The sequence below is a fragment of the Maribacter corallii genome (assembly GCF_047345415.1).
GTDB lineage: Bacteria > Bacteroidota > Bacteroidia > Flavobacteriales > Flavobacteriaceae > Maribacter_C.
The window spans coordinates 1-21,325 of sequence record NZ_JBLFEP010000002.1; the positions used below are offsets into that span (position 1 = coordinate 1).

Sequence of the window (21,325 nt, forward strand, 5' to 3'; positions counted from 1 at the left end):
TGAAATCGGCACTGGACTGGTATGCCCCGCCGTTGAGCCTGTATTGGAATGGCGCTTCGCCCCCCGAGGTTACGCTGGCGGTCAGGGTGAGTCCCGTAGCGCTGTCGTAGCAAAGGCTGTTGGCGGTCACATCGAGTACGGGCGCCACGGTGGGCGACAGGGAGAAGGTCTGTGTGACCTCGCACCCGCCCGCGTCCCTTACGGTGACGGTATAGGCCCCCGACGTATCGGTAAGTCCTGTGAACGATGCCGTGGGCTGTGGCCCAACGGTCGCCCCGAGGGGATCCTCGAGTTCGTACTCATAGCTTCCCCAGCCATCGGCCGCGGTCACGGTGACCGAACCGGGAACGGTACCAAGGGCGGAACAGCTCAGGTCGGTAACGTCCAGAGCGGTGATCGCCAATGCCGCTGGTGGCGCCGCGATGGTCACATCGGCGGTTGCCGTACAATTTGTTTCATTATCCGTTACGGTAATGGTATAGGTTCCTGCAGCCAAACCGGTCAATGGAACGGTTGCATTGGTTTCAGCGGTTCCTGAAAAAGTTGCGGGGCCTGCAATACTATAATCATAAGTGGTATTGAAATCACCCACATTGAAAGTAGCTGCTCCGTCTGTCAGATTAAAACAACTAATGTTATTGTCTAGTTGGCTCGTAACCGAAATCTGATTAACAGGCGCTATGGTGAAATCTTCGGTATAGAAGCATCCCTTATCATCGGTAACCCGAAAGGTATAGGTTCCGGGCGCTAGGGCATCAAAATCGGCTGTATTACCGGTCGCACTTGTTGCTGCGATCGGAGCCGGAGCAATGATGTCAAATACAAAGGGCGTATTGCCGTTGACAACCGTTGCGACCACATCCGAAGTTAGAGCGGGGCAGTTCGGCGGGGTTGACGTAAAAGTCAAATCCGTTGGTGGGTTCAAGGGATCCAGAGTGACAGCATTGGTTGTTACGAGACAGTTATTAGCGTCGCGAATGGTAATGGTGTAGGCGCCATCAGTGAGGTTGGTAAAGGTATTCGCACCAGGGGTGGTGTCGGGAACAAAGTTAATTCCATCAATACTATAGGCATAAGGAGGCGTTCCTCCGGTCACATTTTGGGCTTGTATACTACCGTTTTGGACACAAGTATAGTCCAATACGATTGCCGCCGTTCCGGTCACCGCATCGACCGGTCCTCCGATGGTAAAGGTTTCTTCAATTTCACATGAAATCGCTCCACTGGATTGCACGATATCCAAAGTATAATTACCCTGTGGTAGATTGGTGAAATTTCCCGAAGTATTTGCATCGTTGGAACCATCAGGATAGGTCAAGAGATACCCTAAACTATATCCATTATTGTTGGTGACGTTCACGGTGAACGAACCATCCTCAAGACCAAAACAACTTTCGTCCACAACGGAAGTCGTATAGGTGATGGAAAGCTCTTCAATAGTAACGGTATTTGAGGTATAGGTACAGTTGTTGTCGTCAACAACTACGAAGGTATAGTCTCCTGGCGTAAGGATATTGAAATCTACGCTCGATTGGTATTCCGCTGGCGGGATATCTTGGGCGGTAGGATAGGAGGTGACGGTTGTTCCCCCTGCATCGACGTAAGTCAATATGGCGTAGGAATAATTGGGCTGTCCGCCCGTTGGTTCCATCGTGATTATTCCGTTGCCGCAAGTAATGGGCTGTGTCAGCCTAGCCGTCAACTCAAGATCGTCATTGTCAATAACCTGGACAGATTCCACATGAATACATCCGTCATCCGTTTTCGCAATGGCAAAGTAGTTGCCCGGATTAAGGCCATTAAACGTAAAATTGTTATCGGGTTGCGCAGTTTCACTATCGACCAATGTCCCTCCAGGGTGCTGGCCAAAATAAGGGTCATTGGCGGGCGGCGGTGGAGCTGGGTTACCATCATCAAGTCGTATTTCGTATTCATAATTGGGGTCGGCATCGGTCACCTGAAAACCTATGGTTCCTCCTGCTATACAGGTCGCTGGAGTAACACTTACATCATAGGTCACGGTTCGTTCCAGTATGCCGATGGAGGGTGTACTAAAGACACATGCATTTGGCATAGGTTGTCCGGCGGCATCTACTTGTGTCATTTCGACCCGGTATCCACCATTTTCGCCAGGACCAAAATCAAAGCTGCGAACAGTACTAAAACCACCACGTAATTCAGCACCTGTAACATCATCTACTAACCGGTATACATAACCACTTACGGGATTGGTAACCGTAATATTTCCCGGGGTGTTACAAAGAATATCATTGTGGGTCTCTTGAACGTTTAAGGTGTTCTGAAATACATTGAAATAGAAACGGCTGGTACACCCATTTTGATATGTGACCTGCAAGCGATATTTTCCAGCGCTTGCGACTGTATAATTATTGCCTGCGCCCACTTGGTTCCACGTGCAGGTAAGATTTCTATTAGCGCAATCATCGCCTGCCGATGTACAGCTTGATTCATCGAGTTGTTCCCAAAGGATGGTTTGTGCATCAACAATATTGATTTGTAAGAGACGGGTATCCGCGACACCACATAGAAAGAGTTTGGGCAACTCTGCATTATCGACACTACATTGCACGATTTCACCTGCCAAATCATTGGTTGGATCCGTATCGCTATTCACAGTATTGAAGTATTCGATGACCGGATTCGGAATAAGTCCGGTGCCATAGGGTACTACCTCAATAATTTCTTGAAAACCTTTACAAGGATCCGTATCTGCTTTATCTACGATATAGGTGCCTATATTGGTTACTGTCAGTGTATCGTTTCCTGGCCCTCCACTATTTATTAGGGTATCACCTGCGTCGATTAAGCCATCTTCATTTACATCAAGGTACCAATCGTATCCGTCGAACCCATCCCCTGCATCTAAAACGACCGAAGTACCACAAAGTTCAACGGTTCTGAAAAAATCACAGGCCGCAAGATCATCCAGCAAGAAGTTGGTAGCTCCTGGAACTACAAACCCACAAGCGTCAAAATCGGTAACACTGGGATCATCGGTAACTACGGCAGAGTTTTCTACACCTTGATATGTGGAATAGGCCAAGTTTTGAATAAGGTCTGAACAAGCATTGATGAAATCAAAACAGTTTTCCGCTACTTGAACCCTCATCCGTATGGTGTATATCGGATCATCTTCATTGACTAAATCATCGGGTACCGTAAAGACCAAGGTTTTTGTAGCTGCATTGTATACAGGCTGAGCCATACCTGCGGGCAATACGAAGTCCGAAGGTATGAAGTCGGTTCTTCCATCTGGGGGAGACGTGTTTAGGGGCAATATATCCCTGATGGTATAATTTGTGGCATCGTCATTACCGATGTTTTGGAAGGATAGCACATAGTCTAGTTCTTGGCCAAGATTTACACCTAAACCCGTAATGTCGGTGCCGCCGATATCTTCTACGCGCTTTTCCAATACGATGTTCGGGGCTATAATTTCGACATCGAAGGAAGTAAAAAAAACGTCGTACTTGTCCTGTGTTGAGCTTAACCGAAGAGTTGCACTTGTTGCATCATTCGGGATGATAGAGTTAAAATTATTGCGGAGATCCACTATATCAACATCCCAGCCCAGCGTGTTGACACTGTTGGGGTTTCTAGCAGTTAGCGTGACGTCATCTATACTAAGAGTAGAATTGAAAAAATTAATCTGTGTGGAGTTATTAGGGTTAATTGTATTACCTACAGGAAAAAAAGTGCCATTGGCATTTATTTCCAAGCCATCTCCATTTATTCTGTTGTCTCCTTCGAGGGCCCCTACTCCTATTTTGGCATTTACATCAAAGGGAGCGGGCAAAGTTGTAAAGCCGCTGATAGGGATATTAACGGGCGGGGCTGCGGACGCTATACCCGCATACCCATCAAAAGTGGTAATGTATTTGCTACCCGGAAGGTTAGGGTTTTCATAAACAATGACCAAGGTCCATCCACCGGAGATACCTCCGGAAATACTACTGCCCGAACTTGCCCGTACGTTGGCTACGGTATACACACCATCAGGATTCGTTAGCCCGGTGAGAATAGCGGTGACATCTTTGTAACAGGCATAGGGGCTGTAATATCCAAAATCGGCATCGCCGTCTCCATCAAAGAGAATTTCATCGGCGGTAAGGTCTTGATAAGCCCCGCCCGGCACCTGAAATTTGATGTCATCAATAGTGCTTCTATCCGGATTTACATAGACGGCCGACCAGTATAATCCAGCGTAGCGTATCAGGGCACAACCTTCGTCCGGGACGTCCAATGTGGCACTACTTGAGCTGAACGTATTGGTATCACTATCAACGTCAATATACTGCATATTGAGGTTGTCATTGTAGTCCGAGGCACTTCCTGTAAGATCATAAGGGTCTTCCGGTTCGACTGCAGGGTAGTTGGTGGTTACTTCCTCCCACCTTCTTCTACGCCTGTTCCAGACCCAGACGGTTTCTGTATAGGCATCTTGTTGTCTATTGACGATATTGTTGGCGATAAACGTAAGTTCACCACGAATATCAGCTTCATAACGAACTTCAAAGTCATTTTTTACTTGTGAAAAGAGGGTATTTCCACATAGCAGTGCCAGAAACACAAGCAATAGGACTTTCGGCAGGTTAATTTTCATTTGGTCGGCAAGTTTGATTAAGTCAAGTCCTCAGTGTTCCACTTGGAATTTTATACACTATGTGGTATGGCATAGCGTACGCTAAAAACGAGACGGTATTACTAACAAATATTGTCCTTTAAGACGAAGGCCGGAATTTATTGTTGTATCATGGTGGGATAATGTTGTGAAAGCCTAAATTCTTAGGGTTTGACAAATTCTGGACGAGCTTATTTCATAGTGAACTCTATATGTAGAACAAGCTGAGAACCAGAGGTTTTTAAAGGGTGAAGAGGAATTTCATGAGATGAAAAATGTGCTGTGGAGACCCAAGATTGACCTTGATAGGACGATGGTAAAAAGCGTTTATCGGCCTCAATTTTAGTGATCAAAATGGCAATTTCCTAACTGAAAAAGTTCATGCCGAATTGAATGGAAAAAGTGGTTTGGCAGCCGGGTGAAACACTTTGATTTCATTATCAAAATGTATAGCGGTCAGACCTGACCGCCTCAGGCAAATTGTTAGAACGCCTGCTAACTTTCCCCGGGTTTGTTGTCGATTTGACAAATTTAGTTTCTTTTGAAAACCTAGTGAAATAGCTTCGAGTTTGTTTGGTTCAAGAGAGAGACCGTTTTAGTAGGCTCGATGAACGGATGTTAGTTTGGTAAGCATTGTGAAAAAGAAAAACGAAATAATCTAAAAGTGAGATTAATGGAAAGTAGTTAACGAAGACCAAAGACAGGTGTTGCAGTAGCGAAAAATTGAGAAGAAGGTTCAAGAAGGGAAGGACTAAAACAGTGTTGAAACTATCATAGGAATCCAAAATTACAAGCAAAGACCAAGAAGAAAGTTGGAAAACTTTGGATATTTGAGTACCACAAAAAGAGCATTGCTCATCAAAACTCAATTTTGGAAAATAGCGCGGAAAAAAGCACCTCCTACTTGCATATCCTTTTGGGGATATTTTGTCATTGGAATAACTGACTCAGGAACCGAGATTTATGCCTAGCTTACGGCAGTCGGGCATCGCGATTTGGTAAATTTGGTTTCCTACGAATATCTTTTGACCTTGCCTTTAATAGCGGACAGGTTTGCCAAAGCTTGTTTACCGCAGCGGAAGCTTTACATCCTATGGGTCGGTAGTTAACAATGCTGATTTTTAGAGATGGTAAAAGTTCTAATCCGCAGTCAAGCAATCGCCTCTGACCTCACTCTCATTATCCACATCTTATCATCGTAGGCATCGTTCAATTTCGAGTAATAGGATATCAACGCATTGTTCCAAGATTCATGTCGTTTCAGATAGACATACCTCCAGTTATTTTCGGGGTTGATGAAGTAACTCGCGCTAAGCCCGTATGAGTTTAATAATTTTACAAACCGATTGGCATTATTGGGATTGGCGAAAACATTCGCAATAATATAGTATCCTTGGCCAATACCGTCTATTTTGTAAACACGTGATTTTAGATCACTCCTAGTGATTTTATCGCGTTCAACAACTTTCGGCTCCAAGACATCGGTACTGTATTTCGATGATTTCTGCTGAAGCTTATCGACATTGCTCGCATAACGTTCATTGGTATAGCGGTTGTCAACGTTCATGATCCATAAATCATCGGTATAGGACCCGTTCATATTGCTTTTGTAGGCTGCTGCTGCTTCGCTCCAGGTATCATAGCGCTCTAGGTATACGTATTTTAGGCCGTTGTTCGGGTTGTCGATAAAGTCTGAATTAAACCCTTTTCGGTTTAGGGAAGTCATGAACTTATCCATGTACTTGCCCCCTTTATAGACGTTGGCGACTACATAATATCCATCAGTAACCCCTTCTAGGTTTTTGAATTTTCTACTTTTGATGACATCCCTGTTGGCTGCATTTATATAATCAGAAGACTGCGTATTGTCTTGAGCTGCGATGGCAGTTGTTGTATTGGAAGGGTCGGAAGATTGAATGGCACTTCTCCTTTGGGTCGGAAGTACCTTCTTCTCACGGGCACTTGCCATACTGTTAGGAACATCTTTGGTGTTTGTTTTATCTTGGACTACTGCGGTAGCGATTCTTGTCGGGCGTGAATTCACTGTGTTGACCGCGTCTTGTTGCACTGTGGATTTTTGATTTTCACGAGCCGTAGTGGCGGCAACGCTATTTTCTGGGTTTTCGGAGGTATAGTCGCTCGCGTTCGTTCTATCGGTAGCGCGGGTGTTGCTTACAACATTGTTTTGTGTATTTTTCCCGGTTTTGAATAGGTCCTCCGCTCTTTTTTCCAAATCGGGTCGTGTTCCTTTTGTTTCGTTCCGGACCATACGCATGACCATTTCAAATCGGCGCTCAAGGTCATTTTGTCGATTGGCTTCCAAAGAATCTTGACGGAACATCAATTCGGCCAATACCTCTTCGTTTTCGGCAAGTTTTCTTTTCAGTTCTTCCAACTCTTCATTGGCGGCCAATGCATCCACTTGCAATTCATTGTTTTCTGCAAGCTCATCTTCTGCTTCGAGCATCACACGATCTTCGGTCAAGTTTGGCGTAAACGAGTACGCAAAGGAAATCTCATGGGTAAGACCAAGATTGTTGAAATCCGTTCCGAAACCCTTTTCCATTGTATAACCTAATGACATTCTACGGTTGATGTTGAATCCGGCACCCGCGGATGCACCATAGAAGGTATCATAACCGCCTTGAAGCCATCCCAGTTTTGGCAGGTCAAGAATCAAACTGCCTCCTAAGGAATAGTCGTTACTTTCATCTGTAATGGATTGATTCAAGGTGTTCAGCCGTACTCTGGCAAGCGGCATCAATCGTGCGCTTTCAAGCACACCATCCGCATTTTTAAACTGATGGGTATATTGTAAGTGAGCCGAATAGGTCTTATCTGAAAATTCAGTAAGCGTCTCACTGGTCTTTAAATTGTAATCAAAAAGGTTTTCGGCAAATACACCAAAATCAAATTGCCCATATGATAAATTGAATCCGGGTTGAAACGATAGAATATTGCTGTCTTCCGTACCGTTCAATCTAAAATCGTTCGGGTCGATAACGTCGACATCATTCCTATTCAGCCCGGTACTGTAGTAGGCAAGATTTCCACCAAAAGTAAAGTTACTTTTATCACTTAGCTTGATGCCGTATGCGTAGTTGGCCAAGACCCCGATGTTCTGTACGGGTCCTAAACGTTGCGTATATAAGCTAAGACCAAGGCCACTTCGATCACCCATTCGACCACTATAACTCAAAAAGTAGGTTTGGTCGTTATCTTGAAATTGTACCGATTGGTTTCTGTGTAGAAGGTTAATGTATGATTTATCTTCACGAACAGTCGTAAAGGTTGGGTTTATCAAAAATCGATTAAACTTCAACAGGTTTTGTGGAGCAACCCGATATGGCAAAATAGGATCATCTTCTTGGGCATTGAGCACGCTGACCATGGTCAATGAAGAGAAGGCTATTAGGGACAATGCGAAGAGGTTTCTTAGTTTCATTTAAGTTGGTTGTTATCGAATAACGGTAATAGTTCCTTGTTTTAGGGTTTCGTTGGCATCTTTAATGACGTAATAAAACACCATATTTTGTTTTATGAAGGTCATTGTTGAACCGGGCCAATTGTTCTGATAATTCGTTTGATTATATAGCTCTTCACCGTTGGTATTGTAAATAGTAACGGTGACATCGTTCTTGTTGGAGTAGGAATTAGGAATCACCCATTGATCGTTAGCACCATCTCCATTGGGAGTGATTACATTGGGAACATTGAACAAATCCAAATAGCTTGCCCGAATGGTTCGTGATACCTCACAATTGTCTACGGTGGCTATGAGTAGAAAATCACCTTCTTCCGCAAAGGTCATTGTCTCGTCACTACTGACCAATGTATTTGCGCTATCGAACCATTGATATGAGGTTCCACCACTTGCCCGTACGGTTTGTGAACTACCCTCAGGGAAAATGACATCGCCATCCACATCAAAGGAGATGAGATCTGAATCCAATGGGGTAATCGCAATCTCGTTTGAAACGAGGTCACAGCCATTTCTGTCTAGTACCAAACGGTATTTTCCTGATTCTGTAACGGTGAGACCTGTATCCGAAGTATTCACGGTGGTTGCATCGCGTTCCCATCTGAACGTTTCAGCACTCAGGTCAGTAGTGGTACTAATCGTAATTGCATCGGAAGAATTACAATAGACGGTACTCGTACTGCTGATGGTCAGGGTTTCATTGGTTAACAGTTGAACGGCTAACACGTTCGAAGTTTCATTATAGGTGTTGATGGAAGCGTTGACTTGGTAATCCCCATTTTCCGAGGTATCGGTCAAACTGATATTTTGAGAGGTAGCTCCGGTAACATCCGCACCATCTTTTTGCCATTGGTACGTAAATGAAGATTCTAATTGACTAGTTACATCGATGGTACTCCCATCGTTCGTTACGGCATTTATGGTCACCACCTCTAGCACTACATCCGTATTTACACAAGAAGTATAGGTTCCATTATAATCTGCAATAATTTCAAAGGAAGCAGGAACGACTGCCACTGTATTCTCCGAGTTTCGAACTGTACCCGGGCAAGTACCTCCTGATTGGGTCACTTCTACGAAGTAGGTGCCTGCTTGGGTAATATCAAGTGTACTTCCGGTAGCACCTCCAATAGCACCTCCATTTCTAAACCATTGATAGGTTGGGGATACCGCATTGGTCGTGACACGCAATGTTTCTGGACTAGAAGGCAAAATGACAATGTTCGACGGGTTGTCGCGGGTAACTGTAAAGTTGTCCGCATTGGTAATCGTTACCGGGTTCGAGCGTTGGGTACAAATACCAGGAGCAGAAATTTCGACTTGGTAATCCCCTTCAAAACCGACGATACTGGCATCGACGATATAGCTTGTGGTGATAGCACCTGTGATGGCGTTGTTGTCTTTATACCATTGGTAACTCCAAGTAGGATCTGTGGTATCTATAGTCAATGTTTCAGTATCTCCTGCACACAAGGCCGTATTGCTTGGCGGGCTGATGCCTACACCTGGACCAGTTGATCCGATGGTCGCGGTGACAATATTTGAATCGGTATTACCAGAACCCGTACAGAGGTCGCCGTAATAAATGACCGCTTGATACATACCCGACTGGGTCACGTTCAAGGTGTGCCCTGTTTCCGAGGTCAGTTCCGTACCGCTTCGGTACCAGATGTATTGGTAGGTTTCAGGGTTTGGAATATTATCGACTTGCAGTGTAATCGATGTTGCGCTACAAACACTACCTGGGGGATTTCCATCGCCCAATTCGCTAATGTTAAGGTTTGTGGTAACATCCATGTAATACATCGGATAAGAGTTGTCGGATTCTCTCTCCATTGCCGGACTTGTACTTCGAGCCCGTATCTTGTAGCCGTCACCCCTAGCGTTAGTAGGGATGGAGAATTCCATATCGAACTCTTTGGGGTTGTTGGTATTCTGGTCATCTGCCCGGCCCAGTTCAACGGCATTGGTAAAATCGCCATTGGCATCTGAAAGCTCTAAGATGAATTCGTTGTCGGCATTTGCCGTACCCGCCCAACTGATTCTGGCGTAGTATTGGTTGAACCCTCCAACACCTGCGCAAATACCGGCATTCCATGGCGAATTACCTGCCAAATTGGGGTTATCCGCTGGTTCAGGGGGTTGAACCAAAAGCTGTGAAAAGGCTTGTGTAACAATCAAAAAGAAAGCCGTCGTGATGAAAAAGCGAGTTAGTGATGTGTGTCTCATAAGTAGTTGTAGTTTTTGGGTCACTACAGTTCTATTTTGGATTTGGGTCCTGATAAAACAATAGGCGTTCATATTAATTTGCGGGTATCGCCCATTTCCGCTCTCGTCTTACTTTAATCTATATTCAAAACAAATATGTCTTTTTAATGCCGGACGGGGAATTTAATGTTGTATCGGGAAGGGATTTTGTTGTGAAACGCCCATATTTGTATGGCGACCTTTATTTTGTAGTCCGTATTCAGGGCTTTTTTGCTACTTTTGTAGCTTCTTAAAATCACCCTATGAGCGAGTCTGAACGATCGTTGAATTTTTTGGAACACATCATCGAGGAAGACCTAAAAAACGGATTTCCGAAAGACCAGTTGCGCTTTCGTTTTCCGCCAGAACCCAATGGGTACCTCCACGTTGGCCATGCTAGTTCGATTTGCCTCAATTTTGGGTTAGGACTGCGCTATAATGCCCCGGTGAACCTCAGGTTTGACGATACCAATCCCGCTAAGGAAGAACAGGAGTACGTCGATGCGATAAAGCGAGACGTAGAATGGTTGGGATACGAATGGAGTACCGAACGGTATGCGTCCGATTACTTCCAGCAGCTCTATGATTGGGCCGTTTTCTTGATCAAGGAGGGGAAGGCCTATGTGGATAGCCAAACTTCTGAGGAAATGGCAACTCAAAAAGGGAGCCCTACCGAACCTGGAGTCGAAAGTCCATTTCGGGATCGATCTGTGGCGGAAAATTTGGCCTTGTTCGAGGGCATGAAATCGGGAGATTTCGAAGAAGGGAAACACGTGCTTCGCGCTAAAATTGATATGAGCTCTTCGAACATGCTCATGCGCGACCCGATTATGTACCGCGTGCTGCACAAGGAGCACCATAGGACAAATACCGATTGGTGTATTTATCCGATGTATGATTGGACACACGGGGAGAGCGACTATATAGAACAAGTATCCCATTCACTTTGTACATTGGAGTTCGCCATGCATCGTGAACTCTATGATTGGTTTTTGGACCAGGTGGTCAAAGATGAAAAGGTGCGTCCGAAGCAACGCGAGTTCGCACGGAGAAACTTGAGCCATACTGTGGTAAGTAAGCGAAAACTATTGCGGTTGGTAGAAGAAGGAGTAGTCAATGGATGGGACGATCCACGTATGCCGACCATATCAGGTTTGCGAAGGCGAGGGTTTACACCGGAGTCTATTCGAAATTTTGCTGACACCATAGGTATTGCCAAGAGGGAAAACCTGATTGATGTCTCACTATTGGAGTTTCAGGTTCGGGACCATCTGAACAAAGTGGCTCCGAGGGTAATGGGGGTTTTGAACCCGTTGAAAGTGGTGATAACAAACTACCCTGAGGGAGAAGAAGAATGGTTGGATGCCGAGAACAATCCTGAAGATGATTCAGCAGGTTCGAGACAGGTGCCCTTTTCAAGAGAGATCTACATTGAGAAAGAGGACTTTAGAGAAGAGGCCAATAAGAAGTTTTTTCGGTTGAAACTGGGAAAAGAGGTGCGATTGAAGAACGCCTATATCATAAAGGCCGAAAGCTGTACCAAAGACGAGAACGGAAACATCATCGAAGTGCAGTGCGCATATGACCCAAAAAGTAAAAGTGGTAGCGGTACTGAAGAAAGTCTTCGTAAGGTAAAAGGAACACTGCATTGGGTTTCGATCGAACATGCAATCGAGGCGGAAGTGCGTTTGTACGATCGTCTATTTACGGATGAAAGTCCGGATACCCATAAGGATAAAGATTTTATGGAGTTTATAAACCCTGATTCGTTACAGGTCGTTACAGGCTACCTAGAGCCTAGTTTAAAAAATGCCCAGATTGAAGATCGGGTACAATTTCAACGTTTGGGTTATTTCTGTGTAGACCCGGATACCAGTCCAGAAAAATTGGTGTTCAATCGTACCGTAGGGTTACGCGATTCCTGGGCAAAAATTCAACAAAAAAGTTGACATAGAATCTCTCTATACCAAAAATTATATCAATCGGTATTTTCTATCCGAATGCGCTTTGTTTCATAGGGTTTAAGCGCGTTTTAAAACTACAGCATGTATATAGCTGCGCTTGCTTGCGAAGCGTTGAAAAAACGCCTCTAAAAGGCCGAAAACTAAAAATCCCGCTTTGTAACACACAAAGCGGGATTTTTAACTTGAATTTCTGTTATTCCAGTTTTTTGGGTTTTGCTTTTTTCATGGCCTCACCGATTTGATTGCTCGCCGTAAAGCTCGCGACCATGTCGTTTAACATTTGGCTACCGGCCTGAGGGGAATTTGGCAATAGGATCAAATTGCTATTGGTTTCCTGTCCGATGGATTGTAGCGTGTCATAATGTTGGGTGACCACGATTAAGGCAGAGGCTTCCTGAGAATTGATGCCCACCTTATTTAAGACCTCGACCGATTCTTCCAAGCCTCGGGCAATTTCACGGCGTTGATCTGCAATACCCTGTCCTTGTAATCTCTTGCTTTCCGCCTCGGCCTTTGCTTTTTCGACGATAAGAATTCGTGCAGCATCTCCCTCGAACTGTGCGGCGATTTTTTCACGCTCCGAGGCATTGATACGGTTCATCGCCTCTTTGACCTGCGCATCAGGGTCAATGTCGGTCACTAGGGTTTTGATGATGTCATACCCATATTCCATCATGGCATCATTGAGTTCGGATTTGACCGCGATGGCGATATCGTCTTTTCGAACAAAGACATCATCCAATTTCATTTTAGGAACCTCTGCGCGTACTACGTCAAAAACGTATGAGGTAATTTGATCATGTGGGTAATCTAGCTTATAGAAGGCATCATATACCTTGTCTCTGATGACTTTGTACTGAACGGAAACTTTTAAGCGTACGAATACATCGTCAAGGGTCTTGGTCTCTATGATGACATCGAGCTGTTGAATTTTTAGACTAAGCCTTCCTGCAATTCGATCGACCATAGGAATCTTAAGATGAAGCCCTGAATGCCGAATGCTATGGAATTTACCAAAGCGTTCGATAATGACCGCGGTCTGTTGCTTGACAATAAAAAATGCCGAAATCAAAATAATGACTGCGAAAAAAATAATAGGTATAAAGAAGAAACTGCCCATGATAGTGTTTTTTAGATTTATAATTGAAGATAATAAGACTTTAGCTTATCTGTAGGATTTTACCAGCTTTTGTTACAAATGTGGCCCCGACACCGAATAAGAGGGCCAATCAAATCAAACGCCGTACTACCCCAATTCTGCAATGCCTTTTTCGATCCTTTTGATACTTTCTTCCTTCCCGATAAGTTCCAGAATGTCAAAAACATGTGGGCCTTGCAATGCACCGACCAGAAGCAAGCGAAGTGGAGCCATGACTTTGCCCAAAGATAGTTCGTTGTCGGTAATCCACTGTTTTACTCGATCTTCAAGGTTTTGACTAGAGAAATCGGTGATGTCCTCTAAAATCGATACCAATTGGTTCATAATCGAACCAGTGTCCGGTTTCCACTGTTTTCTTACCGCTTTTTCGTCATAGTGTTCAGGTGTAGTGAAGAAGTAATGCGACAGTTGCCAAAAGTCGGAAACAAAGGTTGCCCTTTCTTTGATTAGGGAAACGACCCGTTCAACAAAATCATTATCGAAGGAAAGCGCTGAGATATCTTTTTCGAGCAGTATCGGTCTGAACAAATCGGCCAGTTCATCGTTGGCCTTTTCTTTTATATAATGCTGGTTATACCATTTCGTCTTATCGGGATCAAAACGAGCGCCCGACTTATTGACCCGGTCAAGGCTAAAGCTCGAAATCAATTCTGTTAGACTGAAGATTTCTTGTTCCGTGCCCGGATTCCAACCCAGTAGTGCCAAAAAGTTAACAACGGTTTCTGAAAAATAACCTGCTTCCCTATAGCCCTGTGACTCGTTCCAGGATAAGGGAAATACCGGAAAACCCATTTTTTCCCCATCTCGCTTACTCAATTTCCCTTTTCCCACAGGCTTCATAATCAATGGCAAATGCGCGAATTCGGGTGCATTCCACTCAAATGCATTATAAAGCAACTGGTGAAGGGCCAAAGAAGGCAACCATTCCTCCCCACGAATGACATGACTGATGTTCATTAAATGATCATCCACTACATTGGCCAAGTGATAGGTAGGCATGCCATCGGCCTTGAAAAGAACCTTATCATCAAGAATATTGGTGTCGATTCGAATCGTTCCGCGAATCGTATCTTGAAGTAGTAGCGTTTCGTCTTTCGGGGATTTAAAACGTATCACATAATCTTCACCAGCATCTATTTTCTGTTGCGTCTCTTCGGCTGAAAGGGAAAGAGAGTTCACAAGTTTTAGTCTATTGTGCCAGTTATAGATGAAGGTTTTGCCCTTGGCCTCGTGATCTTTTCTATGAAAGTCGAGCCGCTCCGAAGTGTCAAAGGCATAATAGGCCTTCCCTTTTTCGACAAGAGCGTCTGCATATTGTCTATAAAGTGATTTACGCTCACTTTGGCGATAGGGGCCGACCGATCCTTCTTTTCCGGGCCCTTCATCAAAAGGGATACCGCACCAATTCAAAGCGTCAATAATATACTGTTCCGCACCTTCAACATAGCGGTTTTGATCGGTATCTTCAATCCGAAGCACAAAAACACCATCGTGCTGTTTTGCAAAAAGGTAATTGAATAAAGCGGTACGTACGCCGCCGATATGTAAAGGTCCAGTAGGACTAGGTGCAAACCGAACACGGACTTTCTGATTCATGGGTGAGATTTTAAGGTGCAAAGATAGGAAATACGTCTAGCCCAGAGGGGGCATTCTTTTTCGATTTAAACCGGGACTTCTTTCAATTGTAGTTGGAAGGCCTTTTTTGAATCGGAAGGCGTTCGAACCAGAAAAACCTCGTGATAAATACCAGGAGGCTGAAAACGAGACCGGATTAGGGTCCTAAATCTTTCAAAATCGGCAGCTTGTCTAAAAACGGCCAAGGAAAGGGTTTAACACGAATTTGATAATTAAATTTGTAAGAACCAGTATCTTGCTAATAAAATAGCGGAATTTGAATGCGTACGAAAATATAATAGCCAAGCTAGGTCAGTTTACCAAGCGGTACTATACCAAGTTATTGATTAAGGGTGTTTTGTTGTTTGTGGCATTTGGACTACTCTTTTTTATAGTGACCTTGAGCTTCGAGTACTTTCTTTGGTTGAGTTCAAGTGGAAGATTGATGCTACTTTTAAGTTTAGTGGTCATTGAACTCGTATTGGTATTTCGATATATTTTGACCCCGTTGTTCTATCTCTTCAAGCTAAAGCGGGGCATTACCAATAAGGAGGCCTCTTTGCTCATCGGGAAACATTTTCAAGATGTCGACGATAAATTGTACAATCTTTTGGATTTGGCGGAAGATAGCAATCGTTCCGAACTTTTGGCGGCTAGTATAGAACAGCGTTCCGAGTCATTGAAACCCGTTCCTTTTGGTAAAGCGATAGATTTTAAGGAGAATTTGAAGTACCTGAAGTATATTACGATTCCCCTATTGATTTTTGGATTGATTTGGATTAGCGGAAATTTAAGTGATTTCTTTGGTTCTACGAAACGCATCGTCAACTATGACTTGGCCTACGAAAAGCCGGCCCCATTTCAGTTTCGTTTACTTTCGAATGATTTGGATGTATTGAACGATAAACCGCACACTATTGATGTTGCCGTTGAGGGTGAAGTGCAGCCAGAAGTGGTTTATATTGAGGTGGATGGAAAACAACTACAGCTTCAACGGCAAAATGGTACCTATCGGTATACTTTTTCTCCTCCATTTCGATCCACCGAATTCTTTTTCCTGGCAAACGAGGTGAGGTCACAGACCTACCGCTTGACTGCGCTAGAAACACCGGCAATCGAAAATTTTGAGCTGCTGTTGGAGTATCCTGCCTATACCGAACTGAAACGTGAAGTGTTGAAAAGCACGGGAAACGCCAATTTCCCTGAAGGAACGAAAGTTACCTGGAAAATTGATGGCAAGAACGTGAAGCGGGTCGATTTGGTGACTTCAGATACCGCACGTGCCTTTGATATGGAAATGGATGTATTTCAGTTGTCAAAACGAATTTATGATGATTTGTCCTATGAAATTGCTACTTCAAATGAGAACATAAAAGATTACGAACGGTTGGCTTACAATTTTGAAGTAGTCAAAGATGCATATCCCTCTATAAAGGTGAAACAAGTATTTGATTCCCTTAACCCTAACATTTCCTTTTATGCGGGGGAAACTTCAGATGATTATCTGGTGCGCTCGATTCGATTAGTCTGTTATGCCGATGAGGACCCTCAAGAGCAACAGCGCATAACCATAGAAGAACCGAATACCAACTACAATCAATTTTATTACACTTTTCCTTCAGGACTTAACCTTGAAACGGGGAAGGCGTATAGCTTCTATTTCGAGGCCACCGACAATGACGGTATTCGCAACGGAAAATCCACTAAGAGTCAGGTATTTAGTACTGTACTGCTCAATACAGATGAACTGAAAAACAAAGCCTTGGAGTCGCAGCAGTCCATTATCAACAATATGGACAGGTCATTGGAGCGGTTCAAAGAGCAAAAAGAAACCCTCAAAGAAATCAATCAAGGTCAAAAGGAAAAGAACCAACTCAATTTCAATGATCAGAACCAGATCAAGGATTTTCTTCGCAAACAACAGCAGCAAGAAAATATGATGCAGAAGTTTAGTAAACAGCTTAAGGAAAACCTTGAAAAGGACAACAAGAATGATGAGCTTAATGAGTTGTTGCAAGAACGCTTAGAGCGACAGGAAATTGAGGCGAAAAAGAATGAGAAGTTATTGGACGAGCTGAATAAGATCGCGGATAAGATCGATAAAGAGGAATTGACAAAACGCCTGGAGGAACTAGCAAAAAAACAACAGAATAGTGAGCGTAATCTAGAACAGTTGTTGGAGCTCACTAAGAGATACTATGTAACCGAAAAGGCGGCGCAGTTGGCCAAGGATTTAGAAAAGATGGCGGAGAAGCAACAAGAACTCTCCGAAAAGAACGTGGGTGAGGAGTACGAAAAGGAGGAGCAAGAGAAGTTGAACGATGCTTTCAAGGAACTGTCCAAAGCGTTGGAAGAGCTGCGTAAGGATAATGAAGATTTGAAGAAGCCTATGAATTTGGATACGGACTCCTCGAAGGAAGATGCCGTAAAGGAAGATCAGCAGGATGCATTGGAAGATCTCAACAAGAGTCAGGAGGCTGAGCCTGCTGAGAGCGAAAAGAAGCAACAAAGCCAAAAGAGCGCAAAGAACAAACAGAAGTCTGCTGCGGAAAAAATGAAGGAAATGAGCGAGAAGCTGCAACAGTCATCTGCAGGCGGGGGCGGAGGATCCTCCATTACCGAGGATGCTGAGATGTTGCGACAAATACTAGATAATTTGGTTACATTTTCATTTAAGCAGGAGAATCTGTTCGATAACTTGGAAAGTGCAGAGTTGGATATGCCACAGTTTTCAGGGAGTATTAAAAAGCAACAAGAGTTACGAGAGTTGTTTGAACATGTTGATGATAGTTTGTTTTCGCTATCGTTGCGTCGAGCCGAGCTTTCAGAATTCGTCAATGAACAGATTACGGAGGTTTATTACAATACGGATAAGGCCCTTGAGAGTATTGCAGAAAGTCAAATCTACCAAGGAGTTTCCTATCAGAAGTATGTTTTAAATGCTGCCAATGAGCTATCTGATTTTCTAGCTAATATTTTGGATAATATGCAAGAAAGTATGCAATCTGGTGAGGGCGAAGGAGAAGGTCAAGGGTTTCAACTTCCTGATATCATTAAAAGCCAAGGCGAATTGAAGGAGAAGATGGAAGGACAGGGGCAATCCGGTCAAGGTCAACCACAACAAGGGCAAGGTAGTGAGGGCAAGTCTGGAGAAAGTGGTGAAGGAAAGGAAGGCGGAAAAGAAGGAGAAAGTGGTGAAGAGGGTAAGCAAGGGAATAGTGGTGAAGGTGAAAGAGGGAAGAACGGCGACAAGGGTGAAGGAGAAGGCGGAGAAAAGGGTAGCGGGAAAGGTAATGGAAAAGGGCAAGGTCAAGGTGAAGGAGACGGCGGTGATGGTGAGCAGGTAGGTCCTAGCGAGCAGGAACTTAAAGAGATTTACGAAATATATAAGGAACAACAGTTGATTCGACAGAAGTTGGAGGAGCAACTAGAAGAGATGATCAATTCAAGTGACCGTAAATTGGGTGAAAAACTGGCGCGACAAATGGAGGAATTTGAAAACGATTTACTGGAAAATGGAATTACGCAGAGGGGCTTGAATAAGATGAATACTATTCAATATGAGCTTTTGAAGTTAAAGGACGCTGCGATGAAGCAGGGTAAAAAGCCTGATCGGGAGAGTAACACCAATAAAAGAGAGTTTAAAAATCCGATTACAACTAAACCAGTGCAGTTACAGAATTATAGGAATGAAACCGAGGTTTTGAATCGGCAGGCCTTACCTTTGAGGCAGAATTACAAAACGAAGGTAAAAGAGTACTTCAAAAAGAATGATTGAATATCATTATACAGCGGGTTTTAGACTTGATGATGAATCCTTGTATTCCGATTGGTTAAATAGGGTAATAGTCTCTGAGAATTTCAAGCCGGGGAGTATCAGCTATATTTTTTGTGATGACGCCTACCTCTTGGATTTAAATATGAGGCATTTAAATCACGACACCCTAACTGATATTATTACCTTCGATTATTCTGAGAATGGCTGCATAGCAGGCGACATATTTATTTCCTTTGAGCGTGTTATGGACAATGCAAAGGAATACAAGGTAAGCGGGGATGAGGAGCTACACAGGGTGATGGCACACGGATTACTGCACATGATGGATTATAATGATAAGACAAAAGAGGATAGTGAAGTCATGCGCCAAAAAGAATTTGAAAAAATGAAAATGTTCCACGTGGAACAATAGAGCTAAGGAATAATGTTTGAAAAAGAATATGATGTTATAGTTGTGGGTGGTGGTCATGCAGGTGCAGAGGCTGCCGCTGCCGCTGCCAATATGGGCTCAAATACACTATTGGTGACCATGAACTTGCAGACTATTGGCCAGATGTCCTGTAACCCGGCAATGGGAGGTATCGCCAAAGGACAAATTGTTCGAGAGATCGATGCTCTTGGAGGATATAGTGGAATCGTAACTGATAAATCAGCAATTCAGTTTAAGATGCTGAACAAGTCCAAAGGACCGGCAATGTGGAGTCCGAGGGCGCAGAATGACCGTATGCGTTTTGCCGAGGAATGGAGAACGGCATTGGAGGGTACCCCAAATTGTGACTTTTATCAAGAGATGGTCAAAGGTTTGTTGGTCGAGAAAGATGCTGTTGTAGGGGTCCGGACTTCTTTGGGTATCGATATAAAGGCAAGGGCGGTGGTATTGACCAACGGAACTTTTTTAAATGGATTGATTCATATCGGGGAAAAGCAGTTCGGGGGCGGAAGGGCAGGCGAGAAGGCTGCAACCGGAATTACCGAACAGTTGACGTCTTTTGGTTTCGATAGCGGTAGAATGAAAACAGGAACGCCTCCTAGAGTTGATGGGCGATCCTTGGATTATTCCAAAATGATTCCGCAACCAGGGGATGAGCGGCCTGAGAAGTTTTCTTATTCGGAGACCTCGGTTTTGACACATCAGCGTGATTGCCATATGACCCATACGAGCGCTATTGTACATGAGTTGCTGAAGGAAGGTTTTGATCGTTCCCCTATGTTCAATGGACGTATTAAGAGTATTGGGCCTAGGTATTGTCCTTCTATTGAGGACAAAATAAATCGTTTTGCCGACAAGGATAGTCATCAGTTGTTCGTTGAGCCCGAGGGATGGAACACGGTTGAAGTATATGTAAATGGTTTTTCGACTTCGTTACCCGAAGATGTTCAGTTTAAAGCATTACGTTCAGTTGTCGGTTTTGAAAAAGTAAAGTTTTTTAGGCCTGGATACGCTATAGAGTATGACTACTTTCCACCTACCCAGTTGAAGCATACATTGGAAACCAAGCTAGTGAATAACCTTTATTTTGCAGGGCAGATAAATGGCACTACGGGTTATGAGGAGGCAGCATCTCAAGGTTTGATGGCTGGTATTAATGCCCATTTAAAAATTAATGAGGAGGAGCCTTTTATATTGATGAGAGATGAGGCGTATATCGGAGTACTTATCGATGACCTGATTACAAAAGGAACGGAAGAGCCTTATCGTATGTTTACTTCCAGAGCCGAATACAGAACCTTGTTGCGACAAGATAATGCCGACTTGAGACTGACGCCCAAGGGATATGCAATTGGTTTGGCCAACGAAGAGCGGTTGAAGCGTATGGAAGATAAGCAGAAGAAATCGGAGGCCTTTGTTAAATTTTTTAAGGATACTAGTGTCTTGCCTGAAGATATTAATCCGATTTTAGAGAGCGTTAATTCTTCTTTGGTCAAGCAATCCGATAAGATGTATAAGGCCTTTTCCAGACCGAAGGTAACTATGGAACATATGCTGAAATTGGAATCTGTTTCTGATTTCGTGCAAAAAAACGGACTAAATAGAGAGGTGTTAGAACAGACGGAGGTGCAGGTAAAGTACTCAGGGTACATCGCAAAAGAAAAAGTCAATGCCGACAAATTACACCGCTTGGAGAACATTAAAATCCCGGATAACTTTGATTATTCAAAGTTGAAATCCTTATCGTTTGAGGCGCGCGAAAAATTAGAAACCATCCGACCCGTTACCATTTCGCAGGCCTCAAGAATCAGTGGGGTTTCACCTTCCGATATAAGTGTGCTTTTGGTTTTTATGGGACGATAAGGCGCATGTTCCACGTGGAACATAGTAGAACTTCAGTAAACAATAGACAAGTTCGCGGCAACTTGTCTGACTATCTTCAGGCCTGACCGCGGTCGGGCAAGCAAGCATATAGCTCGATTCTCAGGTTATAAGAGCGAAACTTTTTGC

At 43.9% G+C, this 21,325-nt stretch carries 8 protein-coding genes and 1 pseudogene; 4 read left to right on the top strand and 5 right to left on the bottom strand.

The genetic code is table 11. The features are described from left to right. The 3 genes and pseudogenes from ACKWCA_RS05305 to ACKWCA_RS05315 all read right to left on the bottom strand — a co-directional run. A pseudogene (locus ACKWCA_RS05305) lies at positions 1-4,624 on the bottom strand (T9SS type B sorting domain-containing protein); the annotation flags it as partial. Between the two features lie 1,168 nt (positions 4,625-5,792). Continuing rightward, entirely contained in the window at positions 5,793-8,087 is a 2,295-nt protein-coding gene (locus tag ACKWCA_RS05310; protein ID WP_413977124.1) for a PorP/SprF family type IX secretion system membrane protein, read from the bottom strand. Positions 8,088-8,099: 12 nt separating this feature from the next. After that, on the bottom strand, positions 8,100-10,352 hold the full coding sequence (locus ACKWCA_RS05315; protein WP_413977125.1) for a T9SS type B sorting domain-containing protein: 2,253 nt from the start codon (positions 10,350-10,352) through the stop codon (positions 8,100-8,102). 281 nt (positions 10,353-10,633) lie between these two features. Between ACKWCA_RS05315 and ACKWCA_RS05320 the strand changes: the two genes are divergently transcribed. Then, entirely contained in the window at positions 10,634-12,319 is a 1,686-nt protein-coding gene (locus ACKWCA_RS05320; RefSeq protein WP_413977126.1) for a glutamine--tRNA ligase/YqeY domain fusion protein, read from the top strand. 208 nt (positions 12,320-12,527) lie between these two features. On the opposite strand, the gene ACKWCA_RS05325 is transcribed toward ACKWCA_RS05320, so the two are convergent. Both ACKWCA_RS05325 and gltX read right to left on the bottom strand, forming a co-directional pair. After that, positions 12,528-13,454 (bottom strand): SPFH domain-containing protein, encoded by a 927-nt coding sequence (locus ACKWCA_RS05325; RefSeq protein ID WP_413977127.1) that lies wholly within the window; start codon positions 13,452-13,454, stop codon positions 12,528-12,530. A gap of 126 nt (positions 13,455-13,580) precedes the next feature. Further along, positions 13,581-15,089, bottom strand: a complete 1,509-nt coding sequence (gene gltX, locus ACKWCA_RS05330; RefSeq protein ID WP_413977128.1) for a glutamate--tRNA ligase — start codon at positions 15,087-15,089, stop codon at positions 13,581-13,583. A 295-nt stretch (positions 15,090-15,384) separates the two neighbouring features. Here gltX and ACKWCA_RS05335 point away from each other — a divergent pair, with 295 nt between their 5' ends. From ACKWCA_RS05335 to mnmG, 3 genes are read left to right on the top strand one after another with little or no spacing between them, the layout of a single operon-like run. Continuing rightward, the gene (locus ACKWCA_RS05335) at positions 15,385-18,885 is read left to right on the top strand and encodes a hypothetical protein (RefSeq protein ID WP_413977129.1); all 3,501 of its coding nucleotides are present in this window, start codon (positions 15,385-15,387) and stop codon (positions 18,883-18,885) included. Beyond that, the gene (ybeY, locus tag ACKWCA_RS05340) at positions 18,878-19,297 is read left to right on the top strand and encodes an rRNA maturation RNase YbeY (RefSeq protein WP_413977130.1); all 420 of its coding nucleotides are present in this window, start codon (positions 18,878-18,880) and stop codon (positions 19,295-19,297) included. Before ACKWCA_RS05335 ends, ybeY begins: the two co-directional genes overlap by 8 nt. A 12-nt stretch (positions 19,298-19,309) precedes the next feature. Further along, on the top strand, positions 19,310-21,178 hold the full coding sequence (gene mnmG, locus ACKWCA_RS05345; protein ID WP_413977131.1) for a tRNA uridine-5-carboxymethylaminomethyl(34) synthesis enzyme MnmG: 1,869 nt from the start codon (positions 19,310-19,312) through the stop codon (positions 21,176-21,178). The last annotated feature ends 147 nt before the right edge of the window (positions 21,179-21,325 follow it).

Excerpts from the sequence above, each read along its gene's own strand:
- mnmG (WP_413977131.1), top strand. The coding sequence starts at position 19,310 with ATGTTTGAAAAAGAATATGATGTTATAGTTGTGGGTGGTGGTCATGCA.
- ybeY (WP_413977130.1), top strand. The coding sequence starts at position 18,878 with ATGATTGAATATCATTATACAGCGGGTTTTAGACTTGATGATGAATCC.
- ACKWCA_RS05310 (WP_413977124.1), bottom strand. The coding sequence starts at position 8,087 with ATGAAACTAAGAAACCTCTTCGCATTGTCCCTAATAGCCTTCTCTTCA.
- ACKWCA_RS05320 (WP_413977126.1), top strand. The coding sequence starts at position 10,634 with ATGAGCGAGTCTGAACGATCGTTGAATTTTTTGGAACACATCATCGAG.
- ACKWCA_RS05325 (WP_413977127.1), bottom strand. The coding sequence starts at position 13,454 with ATGGGCAGTTTCTTCTTTATACCTATTATTTTTTTCGCAGTCATTATT.
- ACKWCA_RS05315 (WP_413977125.1), bottom strand. The coding sequence starts at position 10,352 with ATGAGACACACATCACTAACTCGCTTTTTCATCACGACGGCTTTCTTT.
- gltX (WP_413977128.1), bottom strand. The coding sequence starts at position 15,089 with ATGAATCAGAAAGTCCGTGTTCGGTTTGCACCTAGTCCTACTGGACCT.